This window comes from Mycobacterium scrofulaceum (genome assembly GCF_001667885.1).
GTDB lineage: Bacteria > Actinomycetota > Actinomycetes > Mycobacteriales > Mycobacteriaceae > Mycobacterium > Mycobacterium scrofulaceum_C.
Map to the genome: position 1 here is coordinate 41,489 of NZ_LZJW01000060.1, position 22,906 is coordinate 64,394.

The 22,906-nt window shown below is 67.2% G+C and carries 15 protein-coding genes; 9 read left to right on the forward strand and 6 right to left on the reverse strand.

Translation table 11 applies throughout. The annotated features are described in order from the left end of the window. Positions 1-93 precede the first annotated feature (93 nt). Together A5681_RS08400 and A5681_RS08405 are read right to left on the reverse strand one after the other, a co-directional pair. Complete coding sequence (locus A5681_RS08400) at positions 94-801, reverse strand: Type 1 glutamine amidotransferase-like domain-containing protein (RefSeq protein WP_067272063.1); 708 nt, start codon at positions 799-801, stop codon at positions 94-96. Then, positions 798-10,730, reverse strand: a complete 9,933-nt coding sequence (locus A5681_RS08405; RefSeq protein ID WP_419866299.1) for a BTAD domain-containing putative transcriptional regulator — start codon at positions 10,728-10,730, stop codon at positions 798-800. The genes A5681_RS08400 and A5681_RS08405 overlap by 4 nt, the downstream gene beginning before the upstream one ends. A 135-nt stretch (positions 10,731-10,865) precedes the next feature. On the opposite strand from A5681_RS08405, the gene A5681_RS08410 reads away from it, so the two are divergent. Both A5681_RS08410 and A5681_RS08415 read left to right on the forward strand, forming a co-directional pair. Continuing rightward, positions 10,866-13,439, forward strand: a complete 2,574-nt coding sequence (locus A5681_RS08410) for a SpoIIE family protein phosphatase (protein ID WP_067272070.1) — start codon at positions 10,866-10,868, stop codon at positions 13,437-13,439. Further along, positions 13,439-13,756 (forward strand): STAS domain-containing protein, encoded by a 318-nt coding sequence (locus A5681_RS08415; protein WP_067272423.1) that lies wholly within the window; start codon positions 13,439-13,441, stop codon positions 13,754-13,756. The genes A5681_RS08410 and A5681_RS08415 overlap by 1 nt, the downstream gene beginning before the upstream one ends. Positions 13,757-13,768: 12 nt before the next feature. Here A5681_RS08415 and A5681_RS08420 read toward each other — a convergent pair whose 3' ends face one another. Further along, positions 13,769-14,272, reverse strand: a complete 504-nt coding sequence (locus tag A5681_RS08420) for a DUF2505 domain-containing protein (RefSeq protein ID WP_067272074.1) — start codon at positions 14,270-14,272, stop codon at positions 13,769-13,771. A gap of 110 nt (positions 14,273-14,382) precedes the next feature. Between A5681_RS08420 and A5681_RS08425 the strand changes: the two genes are divergently transcribed. After that, complete coding sequence (locus A5681_RS08425; protein WP_067272425.1) at positions 14,383-14,595, forward strand: DUF3072 domain-containing protein; 213 nt, start codon at positions 14,383-14,385, stop codon at positions 14,593-14,595. On the opposite strand, the gene A5681_RS08430 is transcribed toward A5681_RS08425, so the two are convergent. Next, positions 14,596-15,612: a YihY/virulence factor BrkB family protein gene (locus tag A5681_RS08430; protein ID WP_067272077.1), complete on the reverse strand. Its 1,017-nt coding sequence runs from the start codon at positions 15,610-15,612 to the stop codon at positions 14,596-14,598. It abuts the gene before it with no gap. Between the two features lie 125 nt (positions 15,613-15,737). On the opposite strand from A5681_RS08430, the gene A5681_RS08435 reads away from it, so the two are divergent. The 3 genes from A5681_RS08435 to A5681_RS08445 all read left to right on the forward strand — a co-directional run bounded on the left by A5681_RS08435 (position 15,738) and on the right by A5681_RS08445 (position 18,140). After that, positions 15,738-16,169, forward strand: coding sequence for a nitroreductase family deazaflavin-dependent oxidoreductase (locus A5681_RS08435; protein WP_067272082.1), 432 nt, complete (start codon positions 15,738-15,740; stop codon positions 16,167-16,169). A gap of 406 nt (positions 16,170-16,575) precedes the next feature. Then, a complete protein-coding gene (locus A5681_RS08440; RefSeq protein ID WP_067272086.1) occupies positions 16,576-17,508 on the forward strand; it encodes an SAM-dependent methyltransferase in 933 nt (310 codons plus the stop codon). After that, the gene (locus A5681_RS08445) at positions 17,505-18,140 is read left to right on the forward strand and encodes a class I SAM-dependent methyltransferase (RefSeq protein WP_067272089.1); all 636 of its coding nucleotides are present in this window, start codon (positions 17,505-17,507) and stop codon (positions 18,138-18,140) included. The genes A5681_RS08440 and A5681_RS08445 overlap by 4 nt, the downstream gene beginning before the upstream one ends. A 7-nt stretch (positions 18,141-18,147) precedes the next feature. Here A5681_RS08445 and A5681_RS08450 read toward each other — a convergent pair whose 3' ends face one another. Both A5681_RS08450 and A5681_RS27635 read right to left on the reverse strand, forming a co-directional pair. Then, the gene (locus A5681_RS08450; RefSeq protein WP_156737904.1) at positions 18,148-18,444 is read right to left on the reverse strand and encodes a hypothetical protein; all 297 of its coding nucleotides are present in this window, start codon (positions 18,442-18,444) and stop codon (positions 18,148-18,150) included. Positions 18,445-18,772: 328 nt separating this feature from the next. Then, a complete protein-coding gene (locus A5681_RS27635; protein ID WP_082968266.1) occupies positions 18,773-19,450 on the reverse strand; it encodes a chitin-binding protein in 678 nt (225 codons plus the stop codon). 200 nt (positions 19,451-19,650) lie between these two features. Here A5681_RS27635 and A5681_RS08460 point away from each other — a divergent pair, with 200 nt between their 5' ends. The 3 genes from A5681_RS08460 (at position 19,651) to A5681_RS08470 (ending at position 22,902) form a co-directional block, all read left to right on the forward strand. Continuing rightward, positions 19,651-20,388, forward strand: coding sequence for a VIT1/CCC1 transporter family protein (locus tag A5681_RS08460; RefSeq protein WP_067306860.1), 738 nt, complete (start codon positions 19,651-19,653; stop codon positions 20,386-20,388). A 121-nt stretch (positions 20,389-20,509) separates the two neighbouring features. Then, a complete protein-coding gene (locus A5681_RS08465; protein ID WP_067272098.1) occupies positions 20,510-21,355 on the forward strand; it encodes a thioesterase family protein in 846 nt (281 codons plus the stop codon). Next, a complete protein-coding gene (locus A5681_RS08470) occupies positions 21,352-22,902 on the forward strand; it encodes a class I adenylate-forming enzyme family protein (protein ID WP_067272102.1) in 1,551 nt (516 codons plus the stop codon). Before A5681_RS08465 ends, A5681_RS08470 begins: the two co-directional genes overlap by 4 nt. Positions 22,903-22,906: the final 4 nt, after the last annotated feature.

Here is a 22,906-nt window from a genome sequence, read left to right on the forward strand (position 1 = left end):
CTAGCGCGGCCAACCGTCACCCAGGGCGTGAGGGGGTGAATTTGCGGCCGGGGCCGCAGACGGAACCGTGGATGACTTGAACCAAGGGGCAATTCAGCCGGAACCGTCGGCGTGCAACAGCGACCGGGTGATCCGACCGCTCTGGAAACGGATGTGATGCGCGGGACGACGCAGGGCCTCGACAGCGGTGTCTGGATGCACGATGACTCCGCCACCAGACGGAATCCCGAGCCCGCTGGCGGCTCCCTGCAGAGATTCGATCGTCCGCGACAGCCGCGCCCACTCGCCGCCCTCGTCGTGCGCGTCGACGACCATGGGAACGAGGTCGAACACGCCGAACAGCTCGGGTGCGCAGGACTGCGGCGTCTCGGCGATTCCGTACCGGCCCAGCTGGACCGCGCCTGCGGAAATGCCCACCAGAAGCGCGCCTTGGGCGTAGCGGTCCCGAATCACCTCTTTCATCCCGGTTTTCTCGAACGTGTCCCAGCCGAGGCGGACGTCGCCGCCCGCGAGGACGATCAACTGGGCCCTATCCAGGGAGGCGCGGTCGTCTGGCCCGAACGACGAATCGATCATGCGGCGATCGGTTATTCCAACGGCCTCCATCGCGGCCTCGAAGATCTCGTAGAACTCCGGACGATCGCCGTTCGAGGCGCCGATATAGGCAGCGCTCAGCGGGCTGGCTCGGGCTAATCCATCGACGGCGGTCTCGAGGAGCAGCCGGTCCCGGTGTTTCCAGAAGAGCAGCTGACTGTCCGCCAGGAGATAAAGCGGTTGTAGGCGAGGCGCGGTATCTGTCACCGACCGGCCTGGTCGTTGGTGAGCTCGTCGAACCGCGCAAGCGCGGTATCGAGGTCCGCCTGGTCGAAGATTTCGCAGCGGTCGATGAGTTGACCGTCGACGGTCTGGACTTCGATTCCTCGCCACTCGGCGTCGAAGCCGTCCTGTGAAACGCCGTGCGCCACATGGGAGCAAACCATTCCGAGGTCAGTCAAGCGGTGCACGGCTTCGATCCGGAAGGTGAGATCCGTGGTCAGTTGCCACAGCGAAAGCAGGGATGCGTTCAGGCCGCCCTCCTCGATGATCCCGGGTCGTCGGTGATCGATGTTCACCCAATCCGGCGTCGTCGGAAACAGCTCGCGCCGGTTCATCGCGTCGTAGGACCCTGCGATCACCGACCACGTGTGCGCGTGTGGGGCCGCTTCACCGGCGAGATAGCGGGCATCGAGTTCTTCGAAGGCGGCGTCCATGTCGTCGGGATCAAAGAAGACGTGGGCCGAAATCCGCAGGTCCGCATCGAGCTCCGCGACTCCGAGCATTTCGATGACGAATTCTGAACGCTCTGGGTCGGAGTTGAAGGATCGAATGAGTATGAGGGCGAGCCGCTCCCCGCGAGTGGCAATGACCGTCAGTGCCACGTGCGCCAAGCCCTCGGCCAAGGCTTGTATGTTTGCGATGACGGCGTCGCGGCCGTCCCAGAAGCCGACATTCACCACTCGCCGGCGATCGTCGACAACGCTGTCGCCAGAAAGGATTTCGGCCGCGGCGGCCCAGTCGGCATTGGCCGAGTGCGCGAAGAGCCGCTCTTCTGCCCGGCTTGCCGCGTTCTCTAGGCTCGGCGTCGGCCGGTTCAGCTCTTCAAAGCGGGCAAGGGCGGCGTCAACGTCCACATCATCGAACATCTCGCAGCGATCGACCCTGTCTTCCCGGAAAGTGAAAAAGACGACCTCTCGCCACTCGGCGTCGAAGCCGTCTTGGGAGGTGCCATACCCGGTATGAGTAATGACGGCTCCAGCGTTTGTCAGCCGGTGCACCATCTCGATGCGCATCTTGAGATCGGGCGCGACATCCCAGGTGGCTTGGACATACGGGACGATGTTCCCCGGCTCGAACGTTATGCCGCGCCGATGGTCGATGCTGACGAAATCCGGCGTGGTCGCGGGCATCTCGCGCCGGTTGAGCCCCGCGTACGTCTGCACCATGAGCGACCACGTGTGCCCTTCATCCGCCGCCTCGCCTGCGAGGTAGCGGCCATCGAGTTCTTCGAATGCGGCGTCTAATTCGTCGGGATCGAACAGGATGCGTGTCGCAATCCGGTTTTCGGCATCCAGCTCGACAATGCAGAGCAGCTCGACGTTAAAGTCTTCGGGCCCTTCGTCCAGCGAGAATCGCGTACGTCTGAGGAGAAGTCTTTCGCCGCGGGTTGCGATGATGGTCGATGTGACGTGGGTGACCCCAATCTCGGTAAGGCTTCGCATGTTTGCGACGTCAGAATCTCGGCCTCGCCGAATGCCGGCGTTCACGGTCCGCCGGCGGTCGTCATTGGCCACGTCATCAGCCAGCATCGCCCCCAGGGCTTTCCAGTGACGTGCCGCGATGTACCCCCAGAACTGTTGATCGGCACGAGTTGCCGCGTTTTCATACCTCGGCGCGGGTGGTTCAAGTTGCTCGAACCGCGCGAGCGCGGCGTCGAGCTCCGTCTCGTCGAAGACTTCGTATCGACCGAGCCGGTCACCTTCGAAGGTACAAATAGTGGTCGTCTGCCACTCGGCGTCGAAGCCCTCTTGCGAGGTCCCCTTCACCACTTGGCTGACGATGGCTCCACGTTCGGTCAACCGGTGCACGGCCTCCACGTAGACGTGTACCTGGGGGAGAAGCTCCCACACGGAGCGAACGGATTTCGCCAGATCGGCACCCTCGATTGTCACGCTCCGTCGGTGGTCGATGTAAACCACGTCGGGCATCATCGTGGGAAGTTCGTGCCGGTTGAACTGGGTGTGGCCCTGGGCGACCAGCGACCACACGCGCGCGTGGGGGGCCGCTTCGCCGGCGATGTACCGGGCTTCGAGCTCGGCAACGGCGGCGTCGAAGTCGTCGGCGTCAAAGATGGAGTGAACAATCATCCGGTTGTCCCCGTCGATCTCGACGACGCCGACCATGTCCGCGCTGATTTCCCCGGGCTCACATCCCTGGGCGGAGGACCAAATACGAGTGAGGGCAAGGCGTTGCCCACGAATCGCGAGGACCGTCGAGACAAGACGCTCGAATCCGACCTCAGCGACGGCCCGCAAGTTGGCGATATTCGAATCGCGCCCGCGTAGTACACCGGAGTTGACGACCCGACGGTTGTCATGCGACACAGCGTTCTCGGCGAGTAAGTCGGCCATCGCTGTCCAGTCCCGTGTCGTGAGGCAGGCCCAAAACCGTTCGTTCACTTGGCCTGCCGCATTGACCGGGCGGTGCGGCCGCGCTTGCAATTCTTCGAAGCGCGCAAGGGCCCGGTCGAGTTCTGTTTCGTCGAAGATCTCGGAGCGGTTGATCAGATCACCGTCGACGGTCGAGATGCCGATTTCTCGCCATTCGGCCCGGAAGTCGTCGCTCGACGTCCCTTCGATAACCCGCGTGACGACTGCGCCGAGCTCGGTCAACCGATGCACGGCTTCGATGTAGACCCTGAGCCCCGGAGCGAGCAGGTCCCACGAGGCTTCGAGGTATGCCGCCAGATTGTCCGGAGGGAACGCTATTCCTCGTCGGTGGTCGACGTTGGACCAGTCCGGCGTCGTCGGCGGTAGCTCGTGGCGATTAGCCGCGGCATAGGCGTGCGTGATGACCGACCACGTAAGGGAATGTTCGGCCGCTTCTCCTGCGAGGTAACGCGCGTCGAGCTCGGAGATCGCGGCGTCGATGTCGTCGGGATCGAATATGACGGCCGCCGCGCATCGATCGTCGCCGTCGATCTCGACGACACCGAGTGCCGCAGCTTGAAACGACGTGGGTAGTGCGTCTTGGCTCGTGAAGGTGAACCGGAAGAGCGCAAGGTTCTCTCCGCGAGTCGCGACGACGGTCGCGCGCACATCGCTCATCCAGACCTCTGCGGTGGCCCGCCAATTCGCCATCTCGATATCGCGACCGCCTCGGATCCCGGCGTTGATGACGGAGCGGCGGTCGTCGGAGCAGAAGTCACCCGCGAGTAGCTCCGCCATCGCCTCCCAGTTGTGGGTGCCAAAATGCGTCAGGAACTGGTGGACGACCCGGCTTGCCGCATTCTGCGGCGTGGGCGCCGGCTGGCTGAGCCGATCGAACTGCTCGATCACGGCGGCCAAGTCTGTCTCGTCAAACATCTCGCACCGGGTGAGCCGATCACCGGCGACGGTGAGGAGTTGAATCATGCGCCACTCGACGGCCAGGCCGTCGCGTGACGATCCTTGCGAATCGATGGTGACGACTGCCCCGATGTTGTTTAGTCGATGCACAGCTTCGATGGTGACCCGAAATTCCGGCGTGAGATCGAAGAAGGTCTGTAGAGCCGGGGTCAGCTCGCCCGACGCGAATGGCGTGCCCCGCCGGTGGTCGACGATCGCCCAATCCACCTTCGAAACTTCATGCCTGTTGAACCTCCTGTAGATCTCCGTGATCACCGACCACGTCCGTGCGTGGTCGGCCGCTTCGCCTGCGAGGTAACGGGAGTCGAGCTCTGCCAAGGCAGCGTGAATGTCGTCCGTATCGAAGAAGACGACTGAGGTGATCAGCCCCTCGGAATTGAGTTCGAGCACGCCGACCACATCGGTGAGAAATGCGTCGAGCCCGTGATCGCGATCGGCGAAGCGCAGGCGCATGAGGGTAAGACGCGTGCCGCGAGTCGCCACCACGGTTGCCGCCACGCTCGCGGGCCAGAGACCGGCCACTGTCTTCATGTCGGCGATCTGAGCGTCTCGACCATGTTGGGGGCCCGCGCCTACTACACGACGGCGATCGTCGTATACGAGGTTGTTGTCCAGCATCGCCGCCATCGCGTCCCAGTCGCCGGCGGCGAACAACGCCAGGTACCGCCGACCGGTTTGGGTTGCTCCGTTTTCCAATTGGCGCGCCGGCCGGCTGAGCTCATCGAATCGCGCCATCGCGGCGTCGACGTCAGTTTCGTCGAAAAGCTCTGTACGGCTCATCCGGTCACCGTCAAACAGCACAATGTCAACGACCTGCCACTCAGCGTCGAAACCCTCCGGCGAGGTCCCAATGGTCACGTGAGTGAGCACCGCGCCGAGGTTGCTCAGCCGGTGCACAGCCGCGATGTAGATATGGGACCGCGGCGAAAGTTCCCAAGTAGCGAGAAGATATGCGCCCAGATCACCGGAACCGATCGGTGCGAGCCGTCGATGGTCGATATTCACCCAATCGGGTGTAACGCGAGGGAGTTTCCGCTGGTTCAGCGCCGCGAAGGCCTCGGCTAGGAGGGACCAGGTATGAGCGTGGGTGGCCGCTTCACCGGCGAGGTAGCGCGCGTCGAGCTCATCGATAGCGGCACCGAAGTCATCGAGGTCGAAGACGATCCGTGCCGACACCTTCCCGTCGGCGTCGAGTTCGAATACGTCGAAGACGTCGGTGTGGAACGCCTCGGGTCCCGTGTCGCGGCCCCAGGTTTGCGTGCGGCAGAGCGCCAGGCGATCGCCTCGGGTGGCAATGACGTCCGACGTCATGCTCTTGACGCCGATAGCGACCGTTGCCGACATCTCTTCGAGCACCGCCTTACGGCCCTGTCGCACACCCGAATTCACCGTGCGACGACGATCGTCGCTGGAAATGTCATCGGCGACCATGGCGGCTATCGCGTCCCAGTCGCGCGCCGCATAGTATGTTTCCACGAGCTTGTGGGCCAGGGTTGCCGCGTTTTCCAGCCGCACCACCGGTTGGCTCAACCGGTCCAAACGCGCCATCGCGCGGTCCAGGTCTTCCTCGTCGAATAACTCACACCGGCTGATCAGGTCACCGTCGACGGTCATCAGGACGAGCTCCCGCCACTCGGCTTCGAAGCCCTGTTGCGATGTTCCACGCGTGACATGGGTGACGATCGCGCCGACGTCGGTCAGCCGATGCACCGTCTCGATGTGAGTCGCGCCGTCTTGGGCGAGATTCCAAGCGGCACGGACATAGGCGACCAGGTCACCGGGTGCGAACGCTGCGCCCGTCCGATGGTCGAAGCTCGCGAAATCTGTTGTGGTCTGAGGCATCTCATAACTGTTGAGCGAGGCGTAGGCCCGAGTGATAACCGTCCAGGTATGCGCGTGGGCGGCTGCCTCGCCTGCCAGGTAGCGGGTGTCGAGCTCGGCGACCGCGGACTCGATGTCTTCGACGTCGTACGTGTCGACGTTCGCGATTCGGTCGTCGGCATCGATCTCGACGACGTTGAGGGCGTCGTTTTCAACAGCCCCGGGGTCGCGGCCGGAGGCTCGAGTACGGGCGAGCACGAGGCGTTCGCCGCGAATCGCCAGGGCGCCCACCATCGAGATGGTGAAGCCGACTTCGGCGGCCGCCTGCAAGTCACGCACCACGGCACGTCGACTGTATTGCGTCTCGGCACTCACGACCCGCCGGTGATCGACGCCCACATGGTTGTCAGCGACGGTGTCCGCCAGGGCATCCCAGTCGCGGGTCGCAAAGTGCGACCAAACATGCTCGAACACCCGCGCCGCCATGTTTTCCAACCGCCGCCCGGGTGGTTGCTCCGCTTTGAACCGGGCTTTGAGTTCGGCCATTGCGGCTTCGATGTCGTCGATGTCGAACCACACGTGCAGCCCGATTCGTCCGTCAACGTCGAGGCCGAACAATTGCAGCGAATCGTCCCGCGGCGCACCGGGACTGGTATCCGCCATGTGCACTTCTAATCGCGTGAGCGCCAGCCGATCACCCCGCACGGCGACGGTTGCGTGACCGTGCCATACGCCGCCGAGCGCGCGTGTGCTCTTGACGACGTCGTCGACCCATTGGGAAGGGGTGACCACTGTGCGGGGGAATCCGACGACCTTGCGCCGGCTCTCGAGGGCGAGTTCGGGCGCGAGTCGTCGCTCCGTTTCCTCCCAGGCCTCCCGGTCGATAGCGGCGTCCAATTCGCGCACCGCACGCACGCAGGCGTTGTCCAGTTCGACGGGCGGCGGCGCTTCCTGCGGTGCCTCCGGGGTCGCGGCGCCACGATCGCCGACCAGGCCGCGCGCCCTTTCGGCAAGTGCCGCAGCGCCTTTACGCTCGTATAGCTCGACCGCCCGCGCGGCGGCGGATCGCGCTCCCGCGATGTCCCCGGCGGCGCCCAAAGCCGTTGCCAGCGCAAGGCATGCGTCGCCATGATCGACCAAGGCGTCGGTGCGCTCGGCCAATGCGACGGCCTCCTGGGCAATTCGCCGCGCCTCGTCGTGGTCACCGCCGCGGGACAGTAGCCGCGCCCGCAGGGTGCGCCAGGCGATCGACGCCTTCAATGCGTGACCGGCCAGACGCTCACTCTCGGAGCACAATTCACTGGCCTCGGCATCCCGGTCGAGTGCGAGGCACGTGCGGCCGAGCAGCGCAGCGGTTTCGGCGGTGTCGGCGTCGAGACCCATGCGGCGAAAACCGTTGTAGGCCTTGCGCAGGTACTCCTCGGCCGCGGCGGGCTCGTCAACCACCAGCTCGACGATCCCGGCGAACTGCTCGACCTCGACAAGGGCATGGCGCAGACCGAGCTCGGTGACCGTGCGCCGCGCCGAGTCGATCATCCGTCGCGCCGCCGCCGCCCGGCCGCGGAACGCCTCCAACACCGCCTGGCACCGCGTCGACGTCGCTTCGACCGCCGGGGAGTCGGTGGTGATGCGCAACAGCCGCACCACGTCCAGGCACCGCCCGCCGGCGCGCGGCACCGGGTTGGGTCCCCAAAGCGCGGCCAGTGGTGCCTGCGCCAGCACCGCGTTCACCCGGCGGTGTTCACGCGCGCGCCGAGCGGCGGTGAGAGCGTCGTCGAGGGCGATCTCGCAGTCGCCGATCCTGCCCAGCCGGGCCAGGCACCCGGCACGCACGGTGTGTGCCTTGGCTTCTCCTGCCGCATCACCCAACTCCGCCAGTTTGCTGGCGGCGGCGCCCACCGCGGTCTCGACCTCGTCCAGCCGTTCGGGGTGAATCAGCATCGACAATTGACCGTCGAAGCATGTCGCCCATGCCGCGAGTTGGGCGGAATCGACTGTGGCGGTTTGCAATTGAGCGACGGCGCTGTTCGCCGAGGCCACGTCGCCCGCGGCCAGCAGGGCCTCGCACCGCGCGATCAGCAGCGCGGCAATTTGGTCGTCGCGGTCGGGCAGCTCGTCGTCGATCTCTTCCAGTGCGTGCAGGGCGCGGTCGTAGAGGTCGGCGGCGCCCTCGTAGGCGAGGCGCGCCATCGCCTGATCCGCCGCGCGCCGGCAGTATTCGACCGCCTTCGCCGCGTTCCCCGCCCACGCGCATTCGAAGTAGTGATACGCCAGTTCGGCGAGCAGTTCCTCGTCGGCACCGGGCTCGCTTTCCAATGTGGTGGCGATGCGCTGATGCAGCCGCATGCGCCGCACGGACGGCAGTTCGGCCAGCAGCGATTGCCGAACGATCGCATGGTTGAACCGGTAACGGCCACCGGGCTCTTCGATGACGATGCCGGCTTTGCACGCCTCGTCGAACGCGTCGACCAGATCGTCGCCGACCACGCGTTCGACCAGTTCCAACACGAACCGGCTCCCGACGACGGCGGCGGCGGCGAGCGCCTTGTTGGCCTCGGCCGGCAGCCGCGAAAGCCGCCGGCTCACCGCCTCCCGCACGCCCTGCGGCAGCGTGCTCTGATCCCAGCGACCGCCGCTTTCATCCACGTGGCGCAGGGCCTCAATCAGGAAGAACGGGTTGCCACCGGTGACCGACGCCAATGCCCGGGCCAGTTCCTCGTCGTTGTAGCCGGCCTCGGCGACGTAGGCGGTCACATCGTCTTCATCCAGACCGCTCAGCGCGAGGCGGCTGGCGGTGCCGTCGCGGTGCAGGTCGGCCAGCATCGCCGCCAGGGGATGGGCTCGGTCGAGATCCGTGCTGCGATACGTGCCGATGATCTGCAGCCGGGCGTGCTCACCGAAACGCAGCAGATGGCGCAACAGCAGCAGCGTGGGCTTGGCCGCCCAGTGCAGGTCATCGAGGATCAGCACGACGGGCGCTCGCGCGGAGGCGAGCGCCAACAACGCGACGACCGCGTCGAACAGCGCATAGCGTTCGGTGTCCGGGTCGGCCCGCGTCGGTGCGGCCAGGTCGGGCAGGACGTCGACCAGCCCGGGGATCAGCGTGAGCAGCGCCTCCACGCCGCGCAGCCCACGGAGCCCGCCCGGACCCAGGCACGGCACCAGCGAACGCAGCGCTTCCGCGAAGGGCTGGTAGGGCGCGCCGAGGTCCTCGTCGCATCGGCCGTAGATCACGAGTGCGCTTTGGTCGTAGGCCTGCCGCGACCACTCACCGGCCAGGCGCGTCTTGCCGACCCCCGGTTCCCCGGCGATCAGCATTGCGTTGGTGCCCCCGGCGAGCGCGGTCTGCCACCCTGAAGCCAGTCGCTCGAGCTCGCGGCCACGTCCGACGAATGGCCCGCGCCCCGTGAGCACCGCGGGCAGGCTGGGGCGTTCCAGCGGCGGCTCGGCGGGAGCCGCCGGACCGGGATCGTCGGCGGTGAGCAGATGCAGCTCGAAAACGTGTTCCGGCCGCGCCAGGTTGCGTAGTTGCCGCGTTCCCAGGTCGGCGAGCACGACGTCGTCGGGCAGCGAGTCGATGACGAGCTCCGCCGTCGCCCCCGAGCACAGGATCTGGCCGCCGACGGCCAGCGACCGGAGGCGAGCGGCGCGATTGACCGCGCGACCGAAGTAATCGCCGTCGCGGAGCTCGACCTCCCCGGTGTGCAAGGCCACGCGGATACGCATGGGTTCGCGCAGCGCCCACGGCTCCTGCTCGATCGCGGCTTGGACCTCGATCGCCGCGGCGGCGGCCGCCGAGGGGCGATCGAAAACCGAGAAGGTGGCGTCGCCCTCGCCGCGCGTCTTGATCAGCCGCCCCCCGCGCGACGTGACGACCTGCTCGACGAGCTCGTCGTGTCGGGCCAGCGCCACCGCCATGGCCGCGGCGTCGGCCTCCCACGCCGCCGTCGATCCTTCGATGTCGGTCAGCAGGAATGTGACGGCGCGCGTCACCGACGGAAGCTGCTGTGCCGCAGGCGTTTCCAGCGAGGAATCTTGCGCGACAATCGCCGCTTCCAGCCGCCGGAGCTCGGGGCCCGGGTCGACGCCCAGTTCGTCGGCCAGCAGCGCACGCGCACGCTGGTAGGCGCCCAGCGCTTCGCCCTGCCGGCCGGCGCGATACAGCGCGAGCATCAGCTGGCCCCACCGCCGTTCACGCAGGGGCGCATCGGCAACGGCGGCCTCGAGCTCGCCGATGATCTCCGCGGCGCGGCCGGTCGCGAGCAGCGCATCGGCCCGATCCTCCACCAGCGCGGCATGGCCCTCGATCCACCGCGTTTTCTCGGAGGTTCCTCGCCGACTGTCGGGCAGCTCGGGGATCCCGCGCCAAAGGGCGAGCGCCTCCTCGAAGCGGACCACCGCCTGGCCGGTGTCGCCTGCGGCGGCGGCGTCGCGCCCCAGCCGGGCGGCCGACTTGTAACGCGCGGCATCCACCTGGGTCTCGGCCAGGGTCCAGCCCGCGCCCGCCGTCAAGACGAAGCCGTCACCCAGCGTGCGGCGTAATGAGGAGATGTGGGTTTGCAGCGCCTTGGCTGCGGTGCGTGGCGGATCCTCACCCCAGAGCAGTTCGACGAGCGTGTCGGCCGCCACGACGGATCCGCCGTGCAGCCCGAGCATCGAAAGGATCGCGCGAGGTTTTGCGCCCGGGATGATGACGGGCGCTCCGCCTTGCCGAACCTGCAGAGGTCCCAAAACCCCCAGTTCCACCGGTGGAAGCGTACTCACATAGGTCATCGTCGGTGGGCTGATTCAACGCATGGTCAAGACCGGGTAAAGGTCTCGTCGCCAGGAAGATCACCGCCACCCTAGGGTCCGCCACTGTGAACCGTTAGGTTTGTATCCATGGTCAATGAAGGGGGAGGTGGTTCGGCGTTCACCTGGCAAGGCCGGCGTGAGCTGGTTAGCCAGATTCATGAGCAGCTCGATGAGCTGGTGGAAGCCCGCGACCAGATGGAGCAACTGGTCAGGGTCATCAGCGAAATCGGTTCGGACCTCGACCTCGACGTGACCCTGCATCGGATCGTCAAGGGGGCGATGGAGCTGACCGGCTGCCGTTACGCAGCCCTGGGCATCCGCGCTCCCGACGGCGCCTTCGTGTCGTTCGTCCGCGCGGGGATCGACGACGACACGGCGCGCCTGCTCGGTGATCTGCCGGTCGGCGAGGGTCTGCGGCTCGCCGACGTGAGTGCCCATCCCCAGGCCGGCGCGCTGCAAGCCCACGATCCGCCGGTGCGTGCGCTGCTCGGGATTCCGATCACGGTTCGGGGGGCGGACTTCGGCAGCCTCTACCTGGCCGACGACGTGGCCGGCCGGGCGTTCTCCGACTCCCAGGCGGCCGCCGTGCGGGCCCTGGCGACCGCCGCGGCCGCGGCCATCGACAACGCGCGCCTGTTCGAGCGGGAACGGGAATCCGCGAAGTGGACCAAGGCCAGCCGCGAGATCACCACCGCGCTGCTGTCCGGCGACCCCCAGACCGGGCCGCTCCAGCTGATCGTGAACCGCGCGCTCGACCTGGCCGGCGCCGAACAGGCGATCCTGCTGGTCCCGAAGGAGCCCGACCTGCCCGCCGACGAGGTCGACACCCTGGTCGTGGCCGCCACGGCCGGCCGATACTCCTCGGAGGTGATCGGTCGCCAGGTGCCGATGGACGGCTCCACCACCGGCGGTGTCGCGCGGCGCGGCCTGCCGCTGATCACCGAGTCCTTCCAATACCCGATCGAGGGATTCACCGACGTCGGTGAACGCTCGGCGATCGTGATGCCGCTGATCGCCGACGGCGCGGTGCTCGGCGTCATCGCCGTCGCTCGCGACCCGCAACAGTCGCCCTTCGGCAACGATTACCTCGAGCTGGTCAGCGACTTCGCCCGGCACGCGGCCATCGCCCTGGCGCTGGCTGCGGGTCGCGAACACGCGCTCAACCAGGAACTCGCCCAAGCGGACAGCGTCGATGATGCGGTGAACGCCGCCGCGGAGGAATTGCGCCGGCTGTGGCGTGCGCGCCGCGTCGTCGCCGTCACGTTCCCGGCGCAGAGCTCCTCCACCGGAACCGCCTATGGCACACCACAAGTCGTGTCGGTCGGCGAACCCGTGCAGTGGGAAGACTTGCCGCCGCGTACTCAACGCAAGCTCAGCGCCTTGCGCGAGGGCGACCTACTCACCCCCAGCACAGGGGAGCCCGGGACGGCCGGCATCGCGCTGCAGCACCCCGAGGGCGTGCTCGTCGTCTGGATAGATCTGGCCGAACGTCGGCCGTTCACCCTCGAAGACCAGACCTTGCTGACTGTATTGGCGGGCCGGCTCGGCCAGGGCCTGCAGCGCGTCCACCAGGTCGACCAGCAGCGCGAAACCGCCCTGGCTCTCCAGCACGCGATCCTGGGTCCCGCTGATCTGCCACACGGGTTCGCGGTGCGTTATCAGGCTGCCAGCCGGCCGCTGCAGGTGGGCGGTGACTGGTACGACATCGTCGACCTCGAAGACGGACGCATCGCGATGGTCGTCGGCGACTGCGTGGGGCATGGCCTGGCCGCCGCGACCGTGATGGGGCAGGTGCGCAGTGCGTGCCGCGCGTTGCTCTTCGAAAACCCCAGCCCCGGGGCCGCTCTCGCCGGGATGGATCGCTTCGCCGCGCGGCTGCCCGGCGCGCAGTGCACCACCGCCGTTTGCGCGGTGCTCAACCCGGAGACCGGCGAGCTGGTGTATTCCAGTGCCGGGCACCCGCCGCCCATCCTGGTCCACGCCGATGGCACCACCCAGATGCTCGACGACGGCCACACCATCGCGTTGGGGGTACGGCCCAACTGGTCGCGCCCCGAGGCCCGGGTGACCGTGCCGGCGCGGGCCACCCTGCTGCTCTATACCGACGGCCTGGTCGAACGCCGCCGTACCGCGTTGGGGCAAGGCATTTCCCGGGCCGCCAAGCTCGTGCAGGACGGTCGTGGGTCGACCCTCGACGAATTGGCGAACCACATCATGTCCGGTCTGGCCCCCAGCGGCGGCTATCAGGACGACGTTGTCGTGCTGCTTTATCGTCATCCCGCGCCGCTGGAGCTGACTTTCCCGGCCGATGTCAGTCACTTGGCCCCCGCCCGAACGGCGTTGCGCACCTGGCTGACGCGCACCCGGCTGGACCCGGAACAGGCGATGAATGTGCTCGTCGCCGCCGGGGAGGCCGTTGCCAACGCGATCGAACACGGTCACCGGGACAAGCGGGAAGGCACCATCAGCCTGGGCGCGACCGCGCTGGTCGACCGGGTGCAGTTGACCATCACGGACACCGGCTCGTGGAAGCCCCCACAACCGGCAAGTTATCCCCACCGGGGACGGGGTATTGCCCTCATGCGGGGGCTGATGCATGACGTCACCATCAACCCCGACGCCGCCGGAACCACGGTCCATCTATCCGCGAGGATCACATGATGCCCACGTCGCTCACCCTCGACACCGCGCGCCGTGACGATGGGGAGCTGATGCTGGTCGCGGCCGGCGAGATCGATCTGAGCAACATCGACGCCTTCGTCCAAGCCCTCGCGACCGTCAGTGGAGAGGCCGCGACCGGCGGGCCGCTCACGGTAGACCTCAGCGGCGTCGAGTATCTCGACAGCGCCGCCATCAATGCCTTGTTCTCCCACGCCAACCACATCAACCTGATCGCCCACCCGATCCTGATGCCGATCCTCACCATCAGCGGCCTCACCGAACTGGTCGCCGTCGAACCGGCGGCTTCGGCGGACTGACGACGCCGAGCGTCAGGTGTTCTCGGCGATCCAGGTGCTGGTGAAGCGCTGCAACGCGGGGATGCTCTCGGCCAAGTCCGCCTGCATCGATTTCTCGAGTTTGCGGCCCACCAACGGGATCTTCACCGCCACCTCCACCGCGAAGCGCAGTTTCGCGCCGTCGCCCGCGGGCGCCATGACCGCGTCGGCGCGGCCCGAGCCCAGCCCGCCGGAGGTCACCACGTTGATCTGACCGCGGACTTCGCCGCCGGCGACCGACCGCCACGTCTCGCTGTGCACGATCTTCAACTCCCCGGGCACTGCCCTGGCGATCAGCGTGGGCATGATCTGCCGGGATACGTGTTGGGTCGCGCGCATCGACACCGTGCCGTCCTCGTCGACTTCCAGCGAATCCAGCGTGGTGGGCGCGTTGCTGGCTTTCAGGCGGGCCAGCCAATACTCCTCGCTCCCGAACGCCGCGTGGATCTGTTCGACGCTGGAGGGCGACTCGATGCGGATGTCGAAGGATCGCGACATAACAACCGATTCTTGCAAAGGACCGGCCAACGCGAGCGCCGTGCCCGCACCCGATCGCCATGTTTCGAACGTACGTGCGATGGTTATCCCTCCCCGCGGAGGTGGAAGACATGACTGACGACACGCGACAGGCGCCGAGCGAAAACCCGGAGAAGGACACGTCCCAGTGGGTGACCGCTGACGAGCCGATGACCGGTCCACAGCGCAGCTACCTGCACACGTTGGCCCAGGAAGCCGGGCGGGATGTGCCCGACGACTTGACCAAGGCGCAGGCGTCCGAGCTCATCGACGAGTTGCAGCAGCGGACCGGACGCGGCAACTGATCACCCGGCGGGCCGGCCGCGGGCGCTGGGCGTCGTCGATGTCCGCGGCTCGCCCGCCTTTTGGGCGACGTCTCCGAATCTGACGCTGACGCGCTGAAAGTCCTTGACGCGTTCGGCTTTTGCCTTCTTGGTGTAGGTCTTGCGGTCGGCCGGTGTGAGTTCCGCCTCGTCCGTGAACGGGGTGAGTAACGCCCGCGGGTAAAGCCGTTCCACCAGAACGACATTGATCTCGGCGCAGAGAACCAGGGTGGACGACACCAGGAACAGGAAGGCCAGTAAGCCCAATACCAAGGCGAAGACACTGTTGGTCGCGCTGGCCGACTTCACCGTGTGCCGGATGTATCCGGCGCCGCCCCACTGCAGGACCTGCCAAATGACCGCTGCCGCAAGCGCTCCGGGCAGCACCTGGCGATAGGTCAGGTCCCGGGCGGTGGTGACGCGAAACGCCACCAGGCAGATCAACGCGTTTATCGCCACGGCGACCAGTACGACGCCGATCTTTCCGAAGACGCCCAGCGCGCTGGTCGCCTGGCCGGCCGCCGACAGGACCGTGGCGGCGATCGCCGCCGTGCCGAGGACCAACAGCAGCATCAAACTGCGCAACCGCGAGCGAACCGGGTCGGGGCGCTTGTTCCTCGGGACGGCCCACACCGAGTCCATCGCGTTCTGCACGGCCTGGCCCACGCCCAGGCCGCCATAGAGCGCGCCCGCGATGCCGACGACCACGGCGACGGTTCCCCCGCTGAGCCCCGCGGGTTGATGCAGCTGATCGCCGATCACCGGGAACTGGCTCAGCGTGCTGTGCAGCACCTGTTCCTGCAGGTCGGGGCGTCCGGCGAGCACCACTCCCAGACCGGTGGTCAACAGCAGCAGTAGCGGGAACAGGGATACGAACCCGTAATAGGTGATCAGGGCGGATAGGTAGCCGCCTTGGTCGTCGAGATACTTGTATACGACCCCGATCACCACGCCGGCGACGCGGTTTCGTCGCTGCAGCCTGTCCAGCCAGCCGACCATCTCAGTGCTCACTTCGTCGCTGCGGAAGCGGATACCCCCCCGATGGGATTGCCTGGTGATACCCGCATTCGGGCCGGGTCAATCCGCGGGGCCCTCGCGGGCTGACTCCGTGCCAGGATGGGTTTATGGGCGACGACGAAATGCATTCGGAGCGCGAGTTCAACGAACGCAACATCGAGGAATTTCGCCGCAACGGCGGCAAGGTCGGCGGACAGTTCGAGGGATTCCCGTTGCTGCTGTTGACCTCGACCGGGGCGCGAAGCGGTACGCAACGCGTGAACCCCGTCGCCTACTTCGATGTCGACGGCGGCATCTACATCGTCGGATCCGCCGCGGGCCGGGACAAGAACCCCGCATGGGTGCACAACATCCGCGCCAACCCGCGGGTGACCGTGGAAATCGGCTCGCAGGGGCCGAAAGAGGCCACCGCGCGCGAATTGCCAGGCGACGAGCGCGATTCCGTCTACCGGATTGTGGTCGACCGGGCGCCGGGGTTCGGCGAGTACCAGGAGCGCACCGACCGCGTCATCCCCGTGTTCGAGCTGCTAATCGAATAACAGCACCGCCAGCGGGAGGAGACCCACATGACAACCGCCGCGACGAAGCGTCTGGTCCGGGGTTGGGCATGTGGCGCCTGCGCGTTCGCTTTGGTGATCTTGCCGACAACCATCGTTCGCGCGCCCGCCGTCAGCCGCGCCGCCCCCGTCTGCCCTCCCGGCTTCGTGTGGAGCGGGTATCTGAATCAATGCGTGTTGTGGGTCCCCTCGGCGAACGGGCCGGCTGCACCCGTTGGGCCCCGCGGGCCCGGCGTCCCGGGTCTACCTACCGATCCCTGCCCGCGTTCGGGCGCCACAGGTCAACCCCGCGCTCACCGCGTCGAGCCGCCGCAAAATAGCGGGGAACTTTCCGCTTCCCTCGGTCGTTAAGCTGGCTAAGTATCGCTTTGAGTCGAGGGGAAGACGCATGCCACGCACGGACAACGACAGCTGGGATCTGGCCACCAGCGTGGGCGCGACGGCCACCATGGTGGCTGCGGCCCGAGCGATCGCAACCAAGGCCGACGATCCGCTGATCGATGACCGCTTCGCCGAGCCGCTGGTTCGCGCCGTCGGCGTGGATTTCTTCACGCGATGGGTCGACGGCGACCTCGCCGCCGCTGACGTCGACGATCACGAATCCGGGTGGAAGCTCGAGCACATGCCCCTGGCAATGGCCGCCCGCACACGGTTCTTCGACGCCTTCTTTCACGACGCTGCCGAGGCCGGGATCCGTCAGGCCGTGATTCTGGCGTCGGGACTGGACGCACGCGCCTACCGGTTGGCATGGCCCGAGGACATGACGGTATTCGAGATCGACCAGCCGGAGGTGATCGAATTCAAGACCACCACCCTGGCGAAGTTGGGTGCCGCCCCCCGAGCCGACTTGCGCCCCGTCGCCATTGATTTGCGCCAAGACTGGCCAAAGGCTCTGGCGGAAGCAGGCTTTGACGCGAGCCGCCCCACCGCGTGGATCGCCGAGGGTCTCTTCGGTTACCTGCCGCCCGAGGCGCAAGACCGCTTGCTGGACAACATCTCCAGGCTGAGCGCGCGGGGCAGCAGGCTGGCCGTCGAAGCCATCCCGGACCGGCCCGAGCAAGACGTCGAGAAAGCCCGCGAGATGATGCGCAGGGCCACAGCCAAATGGCGCGATCACGGCTTCGAGTTGGATTGGGAGGAACTGGGTTTCGAGGGTGAGCGCAACGACGTCGCCCAATACCTGAAGAACCTCGGCTGGCGGACGGTCGGCAAGCAGATGAGCGAGCTGCTCGCCGGCAGCGGGTTGGCGGCGATTCCCCAGACCAACGATTCGGTGTCCGTCGCCGATACGATCTACTACACGTCGGTTTTGGAAGGATGACGGAACCGAGCCGCAGAGGCCTCAACGACGCGGTCACGCGGCTATGGAGTTTCCTGGCCCCGGTCTACGACCTGCCGTTCCTGCAGCAGTGGGTATACCGTCCGCCGCACGACGAGGTGATAGCGCAGCTGCGCGCACACCATGCCCGCAAGATAGCTGATATCGCCTGCGGCACCGGCATTCTCAGTGATCGGATCGCCCGCGAGCTTCGGCCCGACGAGATCTACGGTGTCGACATGTCCGAAGGCATGCTCAGTCAGGCGCGCGCCAGAACCGACGCGGTGCAATGGCTGCGCGGCCCGGCGGAGCGGCTGCCGTTTGACGACGGGGCTCTCGACGCGGTGGTGACCACCTCGGCGTTCCACTTCTTCGACCAGCCGGCGGCGCTACGCGAATTCCACCGCGTGCTGGCGCCCGGTGGGCTGGTGGCCGTTGCGGCGCTTAGTGCGCGGCAACCGCGACTACAAGCCCCCTCGTCCAATAGGTGGAAGCCGCAACACAATGCGTCGCCGGCGGAGATGCGGGCGATGTTCGAGGACGCCGGGTTCGTTATCAGCGAGCAGCACCGGATCCCGCGACCGGTCTGGACCCGCGTGGTTTCCGACCTGATCACGGTCGGGACCAAGAACTGAACGGCCGTCAGGCCGCCAGCTTGCTCGTGACGCGGGGAGTGAAGTGCTCGCAGCGGCCGGTGTACACGACGCGCGAGGGTCGATAAGTCGGCGCATGCCGGACGGCCGTCACCGCATGCTGCCGCGCGAAGCTCGCGTGCCCGCGCCCGACGGTCCGTTCGATGAAGTCCGCGGCGATCCACCCGGCGCCGAATAGCGCCGCCGCGACGCCGAACTGAAGCGGCGAACCGGTGGCAAGGGCGGCCAATGCGCAAATTCCCGACACCCCAGCGACGGCCAATGCGCCCACGTAGAGCGGGGTCACGCGAGGGTCTCGTGTGGGCCGCATGGATATCGCGCCTCCTGGTCGGTCGATCGCTCTGGCCGGTGCCGAAACCCAAAGCGTGACCTTGATGTTTCGCTATCGAGACACGTGAATCGAGGGCCATACGGCATCTGTGGCATGGCGTATGGCCCCCGCGATGGGGTCGAAGGTCCCAACCGGTCGTTCGCTCTTGGTTGTGGCAGCACACCGGAGCGGCTTAAAGCTCTGTGGTGCAGGGTGATTGGGGCCGGGCTCCGGCTCGGTTATCGACCGGCAGCACGACGCCCGCCTCGCCGGGTGGCGAAGCGGGCGTCGCGTTCACTGCTGTTTACAGCGGAATCCAGACTCCGAAGAACCAGAAGCCCCACTGATTGAAGCCGGGGTCCCACACGGGAGTCTCCTCATAACCCCAGTAGTTGATCGGGCCGTATCCCCAGTGCCCACCGGGCGGGGGGAGCGGTCGGTCCCAATCGGGTCGCGGCGGCACACCTGGTCCCCAGGGCGCCGGCCCGTCACCCCATGGCGCGCCACGGAAGTAGCCGCGCTGGGGATCTCCGTGCCAGGGGCCGCCGGGACCGCCAGGCCCGCCGGGGCCGCCTGGGTGGTCGGGCCCGCCTGGGCCGCCGGGGCCGCCTGGGTGGTCGGGCCCGCCTGGCCCGCCGGGGCCGCCAGGATGATCAGGTCCACCGGGTCCCCCCGGTCCGCCGGGGCCACCGGGACCATTGGGGCCGCCCGGATGGCCGGGGCCACCTGGCCCGCCAGGTCCGCCCTGAGGCCCACCGGGGCCGCCCGGGCCGCCGGGTCCACCGGGGCCGCCGGGTCCGCCCGGATCACCGGGTGCGTTGGGCGGGTGAATGCCGCCCGGAGCGGGTGCGCCATGGTTGCCGGCCGGGCCGGGCGGCGGCCCGCCCGGAGCGGCGCTCGCCGCGCCGGCACCCATACCCAAGGCCGCAGCGCTCAGAGCGCCGGCCACGGTCATCCCCCCGAGAAATTGCTTGAATTTCATAGTCCTTCACCTGTCTAACTGCTAGTGAATTCCTCAGAATCCCCCCTTACACAGACCGACCCTAGATAGCTTCCCTATGCAACGGCTGTGTGAGGCCCATGCAGAGGTTTTGGGCCGCGCCCGTGCGCTCGTAAAGTGACGGAAAAGCACCGGGCCTGCGGCTTTGGCAAGGCTACGTTTGCTAGTCCACGGGATCTTTGATGTATATCGTTGCGGCCGTGTCGAGCCGGTCGCATCCCCATCCGTCCGAACCACACGTGGGTTCGGTGTCGTCGAAGTTGAACTGGCTGCGCGCTGGAGTTCTGGGCGCCAACGACGGCATCGTGTCCACCGCCGGCATTGTGGTCGGGGTCGCGGCCGCGACGGTCGAACGCGCTCCGGTATTGACCGCCGGCACCGCGGGACTGGTCGCCGGAGCGGTGTCGATGGCGCTGGGCGAATACGTCTCGGTCAGCACCCAACGGGACACCGAGAAGGCGCTGCTGCACAAGGAACGCCAGGAGCTGCGCGACGATCCGGCCGCCGAATTGGATGAGCTCGCCGCCCTGTACGAGGCGAAAGGCCTGACCCCGGCGACCGCGCGCACCGTCGCCGAGGAACTCACCGACCACAATCCGCTCCTCGCCCATGCCGAAGTCGAACTGGGCATCAATCCCGAGGAGTTGACCAACCCCTGGCAGGCGGCGTCGTCTTCGGCGTTGTCATTCGCCGTCGGGGCCCTCCTGCCGTTGATCGCGATCCTGGTTCCGCCGGCGACGTGGAGGATCCCGGTCACCGTCGCGGCTGTGCTCGTCGCGCTGGTGATCACCGGGGCGGTGTCGGCCGGTTTGGGCGGAGCGCCCAAGGGCCGGGCGGTGCTCCGCAACGTCATCGGGGGCGGTCTCGCATTGGCGATCACATATTTGATCGGCCACCTGGTAGGCGCAGCGATCGCCTGAGCGGCGGCCACGCAAACTCACCTGAATCGGCTCGGCCCGCGGTGACTGGGACTGGTAACTGTAATATCAACTGTTGCCATCCTCAGATCAGGGAACCCAACACCGGGCGGAGCGTCGCGCATTGACCGAAACGAATCTCGTGCCGAATAGCGTCGATTCGGCGGCGCAGACGCCATACTTATTTCGCGATGAAACCCGTTACGTGCCAAACCCGATCGCGCGCGGCGGGTGGGGGCCGTCGCTCAGCGGACACGTCGTCGGCGGACTGCTCGGGTGGGCGGTGGAACGTGCGGTCGACGACCCGGAACTGCAACCCGCCCGGCTGACCGTCGACTTGCCCGCTCCGGTCGCGTTGGAACCCATCGAGGCGCACACCACCGTGCACCACGACCGGCGGCGGCTGCGGCTCGTCGAGGTCGTCCTCACCCAAGACGGCGCGCCGGTCGCGCGGGGGAGCGCGCTGTTCCTGCGGCGCGGGCCGCAGCCCGGCGGGCAGGTGTGGTCGCCGACCCCGCACATGCCGCCGCTGCCCATCGAGGACGGCGCGCAACCCACGCTCTTCATGCGAACTTACGGATGGGGCACCGAGCTGCAGAATCGCGACCCTGAATGGGACGACACCTCCGGCCGGAAATACACCTGGCTCCATGAGACCCGCTCGCTCATCGACGGTGAACCGCTCAGCCCGTTCACCCGCGCCGCCATGGCGGCCGATATCACCGCCTCCCTTGCCAACTGGGGCACAAACGGCTTGCAATTCATCAATGCCGACTACACGCTCACGCTGAGCCGACTGCCGGAAGGGCCCCACATCGGCATGGCCGCGCTGACCCACTACAGCCACGACGGGGTGGCCACCGGGTCGGCCGTCCTCGTCGACCGCAAGGGTCCCATCGGCAGCGGCGTGTCGGTGGCGATCGCGCACTCCGGATTCCGCCCGACACAGGTCAATCCGACGAACGGATGAGCACCGGAAGCGACGTCACCTACTGGCGGCTGATCGCCGACGCGGCCGGGGCGGGATCCCCCCGGCCACTGCTCGCCGATGACTACGGGCGCACGCTGACCGCGCGGCAGTTTCACGATGCGGCCTGCGCGACGGCCGCCGCCTTCGCGGCACGCGGGATCGGCGCGGGAACCGTGGTGTCGTGGCAGTTGCCGACCACGCTGGAAACCATGGTCGTCATAGCGGCGCTGGCCCGGCTTGGCGCGGTGCAAAACCCGATCATCCCGCTGCTGCGAGAGCACGAGGTCGGCTTCATCACCGAGCAGCTGTCCTCGGAATACCTTGTGGTGCCCGAGCTTTGGCGCGGGTTCGATCACGGTGCACTGGCTCGCGGCCTGGCCGCGACCCGGGGCTTCGAGATCATCACCGTCGATCTGGTGACACGACCCGCCGACGCCGAGCTTCGGCTGCCCCAGGCCGACCCCGGTGCGCTCCCGTCACCACCCGCTTCGGCCAGCGATGCCCGATGGGTCTACTACTCGTCGGGAACCACCGCGGCCCCCAAAGGAATTCGCCATACCGACGCATCGGTGATGGCAGGCGCGACCGGACTGGTCGAGGCCATCGGCATCACCGCCGACGACGTCGATCCCATCGCGTTTCCGGTCGCGCACATCGGCGGCGCGGTGATGCTGGCCGCCGCGCTACGGACCGGCATGCGGTTGGCACTGTTCGAGGTGTTCGACCCGCCGACGACACCGTTCGCCATCGCGGCCCACAACCCGACTTTCCTGGGCACGGCCACCCCGTTTTTCGTCGGCTTCCTCGAAGCCCAGCGAGCCCACGGAGACCAGCCGCTGTTCCCCTTCCTGCGCGGCTGCCTGGCCGGCGGCGCACCCATCACCGCCGAGCTCGGCCGTCAAATCCGGGAAGCCTTCGGCCTGCCCGGCATCGCCAATGCATGGGGGCTCACCGAGTTCCCCGTGGCGGCTTCGCCGTCGCTCACCGCCACGCCGGAATCGCTGGACCACACCGTCGGTGCGCCGACCCGGGGGGTCAGCGTGCGAGTGGTCGGCAGCGACGACGCCGAACTGCCCGTCGGGCAGGAAGGTGAGCTGCGGCTCAAGGGGCCCCAATGTTTTCTCGGCTACGCGGACCCCGCGCTGGACCTCGACGCGTTCGATCGCGACGGCTGGCTTCGCACCGGAGATCTTGGGCTGGTCGATCAGGATGGCAACGTCCGCGTGACCGGTCGCATCAAGGATGCGATCATTCGCAATGCGGAGAACGTCTCGGCCCTTGAAGTCGAGAATGTGCTGGCCACGCATCCCGCTGTCGCCGACGTGGCGGTCATCGGCGTTCCCGACCCGCGCACCGGCGAGCGCGTATGCGCGGTGGTGGTGGCCGCGCCGGCCGAGGACGTGTCGTTGGAATCGCTGGTGCGGCACTGCCATTCGAGCGGGCTGAGCCGCTACAAACACCCGGAGCGCCTGGTGATCGTTGAAGCGTTGCCGCGCAACCAATTCGGCAAGGTGATCAAGAAGGATCTCCGCGAAGTCTTCGGGTGAGGGT

What these genes read in the sequence shown, in the direction of transcription:
- A5681_RS08410 (WP_067272070.1), top strand. Translation starts at nt 10,866, where the DNA reads ATGGTCAATGAAGGGGGAGGTGGTTCGGCGTTCACCTGGCAAGGCCGG.
- A5681_RS08415 (WP_067272423.1), top strand. Translation starts at nt 13,439, where the DNA reads ATGCCCACGTCGCTCACCCTCGACACCGCGCGCCGTGACGATGGGGAG.
- A5681_RS08420 (WP_067272074.1), bottom strand. Translation starts at nt 14,272, where the DNA reads ATGTCGCGATCCTTCGACATCCGCATCGAGTCGCCCTCCAGCGTCGAA.
- A5681_RS08425 (WP_067272425.1), top strand. Translation starts at nt 14,383, where the DNA reads ATGACTGACGACACGCGACAGGCGCCGAGCGAAAACCCGGAGAAGGAC.
- A5681_RS08430 (WP_067272077.1), bottom strand. Translation starts at nt 15,612, where the DNA reads ATGGTCGGCTGGCTGGACAGGCTGCAGCGACGAAACCGCGTCGCCGGC.
- A5681_RS08435 (WP_067272082.1), top strand. Translation starts at nt 15,738, where the DNA reads ATGGGCGACGACGAAATGCATTCGGAGCGCGAGTTCAACGAACGCAAC.
- A5681_RS08440 (WP_067272086.1), top strand. Translation starts at nt 16,576, where the DNA reads ATGCCACGCACGGACAACGACAGCTGGGATCTGGCCACCAGCGTGGGC.
- A5681_RS08445 (WP_067272089.1), top strand. Translation starts at nt 17,505, where the DNA reads ATGACGGAACCGAGCCGCAGAGGCCTCAACGACGCGGTCACGCGGCTA.
- A5681_RS27635 (WP_082968266.1), bottom strand. Translation starts at nt 19,450, where the DNA reads ATGAAATTCAAGCAATTTCTCGGGGGGATGACCGTGGCCGGCGCTCTG.
- A5681_RS08460 (WP_067306860.1), top strand. Translation starts at nt 19,651, where the DNA reads ATGTATATCGTTGCGGCCGTGTCGAGCCGGTCGCATCCCCATCCGTCC.
- A5681_RS08470 (WP_067272102.1), top strand. Translation starts at nt 21,352, where the DNA reads ATGAGCACCGGAAGCGACGTCACCTACTGGCGGCTGATCGCCGACGCG.